Annotated in this window: 5 protein-coding genes and 2 tRNA genes; 2 read left to right on the top strand and 5 right to left on the bottom strand. The window is 32.3% G+C overall.

Features of this window, described 5'->3' with window-relative positions; all coding sequences use genetic code 11:
• The 5 genes from J7M77_RS12540 to J7M77_RS12520 form a co-directional block, all read right to left on the bottom strand.
• Positions 1–1,477 (bottom strand): ABC transporter ATP-binding protein (locus J7M77_RS12540; RefSeq protein ID WP_296879075.1); only part of this gene is annotated, 1,477 nt, incomplete at its 3' end.
• Positions 1,478–1,613: 136 nt separating this feature from the next.
• Positions 1,614–2,609, bottom strand: coding sequence for a PTS transporter subunit IIC (locus tag J7M77_RS12535; protein WP_296879073.1), 996 nt, complete (start codon positions 2,607–2,609; stop codon positions 1,614–1,616).
• A 2-nt stretch (positions 2,610–2,611) separates the two neighbouring features.
• Positions 2,612–3,370 (bottom strand): putative ABC transporter permease, encoded by a 759-nt coding sequence (locus J7M77_RS12530; RefSeq protein ID WP_296879071.1) that lies wholly within the window; start codon positions 3,368–3,370, stop codon positions 2,612–2,614.
• Between the two features lie 57 nt (positions 3,371–3,427).
• Positions 3,428–3,503, bottom strand: a tRNA-Ala gene (locus J7M77_RS12525).
• Positions 3,504–3,513: 10 nt separating this feature from the next.
• A tRNA-Ile gene (locus J7M77_RS12520) sits at positions 3,514–3,590 on the bottom strand.
• A 163-nt stretch (positions 3,591–3,753) separates the two neighbouring features.
• On the opposite strand from J7M77_RS12520, the gene J7M77_RS12515 reads away from it, so the two are divergent.
• Entirely contained in the window at positions 3,754–4,230 is a 477-nt protein-coding gene (locus J7M77_RS12515; RefSeq protein WP_296879069.1) for a glutathione peroxidase, read from the top strand.
• Between the two features lie 50 nt (positions 4,231–4,280).
• Positions 4,281–4,772, top strand: a complete 492-nt coding sequence (locus J7M77_RS12510) for a putative ABC transporter permease (protein ID WP_296879067.1) — start codon at positions 4,281–4,283, stop codon at positions 4,770–4,772.
• The last annotated feature ends 131 nt before the right edge of the window (positions 4,773–4,903 follow it).

Genomic DNA, 4,903 nt, shown 5'->3' with positions numbered 1-4,903 from the left:
TAACTTTTTGATTAGCTGAAAATTGTGAGATCATCGTTTCTAACTGTGAATAATCCTGCAATCCTAATGCATAGAGCATAAAATCACTCACACCACCGCTTTTAGATAACACTAAGACACATTCATTATAAGACTTCGGCCATCTTCCTGCTTTTATTTCATACTGATCTTGATACAAATCAGTATCACTTGGCATCTGATAAAAAATATCCGTACTCATCATTGACGACATTAAACTGCTAGAACTTGATGAAGAACCAAAACCTAATGAAGCAAATGTTTCATCAGGATTAACTTTTCTAATTTCATCCTGTTTACTAGTATAAATCAACGGTTTTATATTATAGCTATATTCAATTGATTTAGTATATTTTTCAATATCTGTTTTACCGCTATCAAAATACTTCTTTAACGATGCTAGATCATTAGAACCCACTCGTGAAAACATATTGGTTAACATTGAATAAACTTGAACATCACCTTCATTTTTTTTGCCATCACCACTTGCTGTTCCATTATCGATCATTGACGTAAAATCCATTCCCGTACTTTGAATCTCTAAGGGGTATTCGGATAAAGTATCTTCTTCAATTGATTGAATATACTGATTTACCCCATTAGATAAAGAAAGAATTAAAGCAATCCCAATTATCCCAATCGATCCTGCAAAAGAGGTTAAAATGGTACGCGCTTTTTTGGTTTTTAAATTATTAAAACTTAATGACAATGAGGTTAATAATGACATTGAGGCTTTACCCATATTTTTATGCTGTGGTGTTTTCAAACTTCGTTTTTCAATTTCATAAGGATCAGAGTCACTACAAATAATCCCATCTTTTAACTCCACGATTCTAGTTGCATACTGTTTCGCCAAATCAGGATTATGAGTAACCATCACTACTAAACGGTCTTTGGCAACTTCTTTTAATAAATCCATTACCTGAATACTTGTTTCACTATCAAGTGCTCCGGTTGGCTCATCAGCTAACAAAATATCGGGATCATTGACTAAAGCTCTAGCAATCGCCACTCGCTGCATTTGACCTCCAGACATTTGATTAGGTTTTTTATGACCTTGATTACCTAAGCCCACTTGCTTTAAGGCTTTTTTAGCTCGCTGGCGCCGTTCACTTTTACTAATTCCCGAGATTGTCAAAGCTAATTCAACATTAGCTAAAACAGTTTGATGCGGAATTAAATTATAGTTTTGAAACACAAAACCAATCGTATGATTTCGATAAGAATCCCAATCACGATCTTTATATTTCTTAGTCGAAATACCATTAATAATTAAATCCCCACTATCATAACGATCAAGACCACCAATAATATTCAATAATGTGGTTTTCCCCGAACCACTAGGTCCTAAAATCGCTACAAATTCATTATCCCGTAAATTTAAGCTTACCCCATCTAAAGCCTTTTGGACTAAATTACCGGTTCTATATTGCTTACATATTTTCTTTACTTGTAACATCCTGGTTCTCCTTTATTTTAAACAATATTATACTATATTTAGTATAGCTAATTTTAGAAGATTAAATAATAAAAATTATTTATTATCATTATATTGATAAAATATTAAGATTATATTAACAAAAAAACTAAATCAGTTAAAACCGATTTAGTTTCAAATACCCATTTTTAATATATTTAAGTTTTTTAAATGCTTTATAAATACCAAAAGTAATCACGATTGGAGCAATTACATCAATAACAATAACTGGGATCCAATAAGCACTGCCCATAACATTGATTGCTTCTAAAATTCCTACCAGTCCTGCTGTTCCCATGCCCGAACCAATGGCACTGCAAGAAATATTTAATAAGCAGGTAGAAACCGGAGCAATGATTGCACTGGCAATAATTGGCGGCACCCAGATAATTGGATGCTTGACGATATTTTTAAACTGCAACATACTTGTCCCAATTCCAATTGCAATTACATCCCCAATATCATTATCATCAATTGACATCACCGCAAAACCTAACATTTGACAACAGCAGCCCGCTAAAGCAGCGCCAGCGGCTAAGCCATTTAAACCCAACATGACTCCAATCGCCGCACTAGAAATTGGTGCCGTTAATGCCATTCCCATCAATATAGCTACTACAATTGACATCAATAACGGTTGTAACATTACGCCCTGGTTGATCAAATCACCAATCCAGTTTATTAATGAAGTTAAATATGGCCCAATAAAAATAGTAACCGCACCAGCAACCACAATTGAACAAAACGGTACTAATAAAATATCTACCGGTGTTTTGCCTTGCACTAAGCGGGTTATTTCAACTGCCGCTAGAACAGCAATATAAGCTCCAATGGGATTACCGGTTGTAGCTTGATTTCCCACAAATGTTCCCGCACCAATCGTCCCCGCAATAACTGCTGCAATTAAATTTAATCCTTTGGCATCAATGGCATAACCGATACCAACACCAATTGCCGGACCCATTAAATAACTAGCAATTTCACCCCATTGAACTAACTGTTCAATTTCGATAAAACTGCCAATTTGTTTTAAAATGGTTCCAATAATCAAACTGCAAAAAAAGCCATAAGCCATGCCATTTAATGACTTAACAAAATAATTTTCTTTTTTCATGATTACCTTCCTCGTTTATCTTTCTTTTGTTTTAATAAATCAGGAAATGATCGAATTAAACGTCGTTGTGAATATTTAAATAATTTTTTATGTTTAACTAAATTTTTTAAAATAATTTGCTGGTGCTGTAATTTGATTTGATTATTTTTAAATAATCGTTGCATTTCCACTTGTTTTTCCTGAAGATTTTTTAATAATTTAATTTCATTATCTTCAATTGCCATTTTAAACTCTTCAATTTTTTCATCAATCTTTAATGCAACCCGCACAGAAACAATAACATCAATCATAAAGAAAAATAACAGTCCCATACTTATAATCAGCAGCAAATCACTATCAATCAATAATAATCTTTTTGTAAATAATGGCTGTACATACTCTACTGCCAAAACACTAAACAAACCAAAACATAAAAAACCTTCTAAACATATTCGGCCATTTAGATTAAACGGTTTGTCACTATAATCCCACCAGCGCCTTGAAAATAATTTTTCCATCACATAAGAAGTAAGATACTCTAACAAACAGGCAACTACACCACCATTAATAAACAGTGAATAAAGGGGATAATTTATTTGATGATCAAATAAAACAATTACCAAAATCGCTCCAAATCCATAAATCGGAATCCAGGGACCGTTTAAAAAACCACGGTTATATGGTCTTTGTTTTCTTGAAAGTGGTAAAATCACTGATTCCCAAATCCAGCCCAAAAGACAATAAATAAAAAAAGAAACGATCAATATAACTATTTCTTCCAAAATATTACACCACCTAGATAATAAAAAAAGCCTGACAAAGCAGACTAAACTTTCAAATGGTGGAGCCTAGCGGGATCGAACCGCTGGCCTCCTGCGTGCAAAGCAGGCGCTCTCCCATCTGAGCTAAGGCCCCAAATTATATATGGTGGGCCTGAATGGATTTGAACCATCGACCTCACCCTTATCAGGGGTGCGCTCTAACCAACTGAGCTACAGGCCCATCAACCGACTGCCTCACTATAATAGCATATCATTTTATAATCGTCAACCCATTTTTATAATTTTTGACATTTTTTATTAAAAAAAAGCTAAAGCATATCATTTGTACTAAAAAACAAATCTCGTTATAATTATATATATTTACTTTTTAGAAGGAGAGCAACATGAATTTATACGAAATCGAAGTCTATGATAATAATAATCAAATCCAGTCATTAAATAAATATAAAAATCAAGTATTACTAATCGTTAATACTGCTACTGAATGTGAATTTACCGAACAATACGATGAATTAGAAGATTTATTTGAACAATATCACGATAAAGGTTTTTGGGTCCTTGACTTCCCATGTAATCAATTTGGTGAACAAGCACCAGGAACAATGGAAGAAATTATTTCATTTTGTGCCGATACTTATGGGGTCAGTTTTCCCCAATTTGCAAAAATTGATGTAAACGGTCCTAATGAATCACTTTTATATACATATTTAAAAGAAAATCAAAATAGTTCTTTATCTAAAAGAATCGATTGGAATTTCACTAAATTTTTAATTGATCGCCATGGCAATGTCGTTAATCGTTTTGAACCATTAATCAAACCAAGTGAAATTGCACAGGCAATAGAAAAATTATTAGACTAACTATAAGTATATTTAACAAATTTTTTCATATATTTACCTTGGAGGTAATCATGGTTAAATTTGCAATCTATACTTTTTTAGGGTTTATTTTAGAATCACTTTATATTTCTTTTTTCAAAAAAAGAATTTATTTTTCGGGTTTACTCAAAGGACCCTTTATTCCTATTTATGGCTTTGGAGCCTTATTGATTTTAAAACTAGTTCCCTATCATACTAATAATTTTGAAATCTTTTTTTACTCATTAGTTTGTTGTACTGCCCTCGAATATCTGACTCATTTTTTCTTATCGTATGATATGAATATCGAAATTTGGAATTATCACCAGTTACCAAACAACTACTGCAGTCGCATTTGTCTTTTTTATAGTATTGTTTGGGGTTTTTTAGGCATTATTCTAATCAACTATTTAGATCCTTTGATTAACTGGTTACTTGGTTACACTAATTATTATTTAATCAATCTAGTTGCATTAACCTATACTTTGATAATCATCTACCAATTTTATTCATTACGATTTCAAATAAAAAAAGATAGAACTTAATTGTGGATCTTACTCGATTTAGGGTAATCTGCTTATAATGACAGCACAAGAAATTGTGCTGTTTCTATTTTGAATTAATTTCTTTATTTTGGGTATTTATGTTATAATTATATTTGATGGATGGTGACTGT

It is taken from the genome of Thomasclavelia sp., from assembly GCF_017889095.1.
GTDB lineage: Bacteria > Bacillota_I > Bacilli_A > Erysipelotrichales > Coprobacillaceae > Thomasclavelia.
The sequence above is the reverse complement of the archived record's forward strand: the minus strand, read 5'-3'. Positions and strand labels throughout refer to the sequence as shown.

Bases quoted from the DNA above. Each gene is read 5' to 3' on its own strand.
- J7M77_RS12535 (WP_296879073.1), bottom strand. From the start codon at position 2,609: ATGAAAAAAGAAAATTATTTTGTTAAGTCATTAAATGGCATGGCTTAT.
- J7M77_RS12515 (WP_296879069.1), top strand. From the start codon at position 3,754: ATGAATTTATACGAAATCGAAGTCTATGATAATAATAATCAAATCCAG.
- J7M77_RS12510 (WP_296879067.1), top strand. From the start codon at position 4,281: ATGGTTAAATTTGCAATCTATACTTTTTTAGGGTTTATTTTAGAATCA.